Annotated in this window: 1 protein-coding gene; it reads left to right on the top strand. The window is 62.0% G+C overall.

Translation table 11 applies throughout. The features are described from left to right. The first annotated feature begins 54 nt into the window (after window positions 1–54). Entirely contained in the window at window positions 55–1,314 is a 1,260-nt protein-coding gene (locus tag JMF86_RS34840; RefSeq protein WP_011544750.1) for an IS256 family transposase, read from the top strand. The last annotated feature ends 39 nt before the right edge of the window (window positions 1,315–1,353 follow it).

The following is a 1,353-nucleotide window of genomic DNA, read 5'->3' as shown; positions in this document are numbered from 1 at the left end:
GCCTATCCGAATGTTTGTGTGTGAGGCATAAACTGATGGCCAAGGAGCCACGTTATGCCACGCAAACGCAAGGAAGAAGTGACGATAGAACCGGGCAAGGGCTTGAACCTGGACCCCGAGCTGATCAAGCAACTGGTGCCCGGGACGCTGAACCGGGCGACGATCAACGAGCAGCTTGCGGCGCTCAAGAAGGCAATCTTCGAACGCGCGCTGGGCGGCGAACTGACCCACCACCTCGGCTACGAGAAGGGCGATGCCAAGCCGGCAGGCCGCACGAACCACCGCAACGGCACCAGCCGCAAGCGCATCACGACCGACGACGACCTGCTCGACGTCGAGATTCCGCGCGACCGCGAAGGCACCTTCGATCCGGTGCTGATCGCCAAGGGCGAGCGACGCTTCACCGGCTTTGACGACAAGATCATCGCGATGTACGCACGCGGCATGAGCGTGCGGGAGATTCAGGGTTTCCTGCTGGAGATGTACGGCATCGAGGTGTCGCCGGACTTCATCAGTACGGTGACCGATTCCGTGATCGACGAAGTGCGCGAATGGCAGCAGCGGCCGCTCGAGCCGATGTACCCGGTCGTGTTCTTCGACGCCTTGCGAGTCAAGATCCGCGACGAAGGCGTCGTGCGCAACAAAGCGATCTACCTGGCGCTGGGCGTGCGCCGCGACGGCACACGCGACGTGTTGGGCCTTTGGATCGAGCAGACCGAGGGGGCCAAGTTCTGGCTGAGGGTAGTGAACGACCTTAAGCTGCGCGGCGTGCAGGATATCCTGATCGCCGTGGTCGACGGCCTGAAGGGCTTCCCGGAAGCGATCAACACGGTGTTCCCGGAAACGACGGTCCAGACCTGCATCGTGCATCTGATCCGGAACTCACTGGACTTCGCCAGCTGGAAAGACAGGAAATCGGTCGCAGCGGCGCTCAAGGAGGTCTATCGGGCACCGTCGGCCGAAGCGGCCGCCGTGGCGCTGGACGCGTTCGATACGAGCCCGTGGGGTGCGAAATACCCTCCGATCGCCGCGCTCTGGCGCCGAGCCTGGGATCAGGTGATTCCGTTCTACGCCTTCGCGCCTGACATCCGGAAAATTGTATATACGACCAACGCGATCGAGTCGCTGCACATGCAGCTTCGGAAGATCATCAAGGCGCGCGGCCACTTCCCGTCGGACGAGGCCGCGCTCAAACTGATCTGGCTGGCGCTGCGCAACGTCGTGGCCAAGTGGACTGGCTCCCGGCACGATTGGAAGAGCGCGATGACGCAGTTCGCACTGCTTTACCCGGAACGATTCAACATTGGAGTCTGAATCTCAACCCGCCTCACACACGGAATTCCGGATACCTCC

The organism is Burkholderia sp. E168m15 (assembly GCF_016586105.1).
In the GTDB taxonomy this organism is placed as follows: domain Bacteria; phylum Pseudomonadota; class Gammaproteobacteria; order Burkholderiales; family Burkholderiaceae; genus Burkholderia; species Burkholderia orbicola.
Note: the sequence above shows the minus strand (reverse complement) of the source record. Positions and strands in the feature narration are given on the sequence as shown.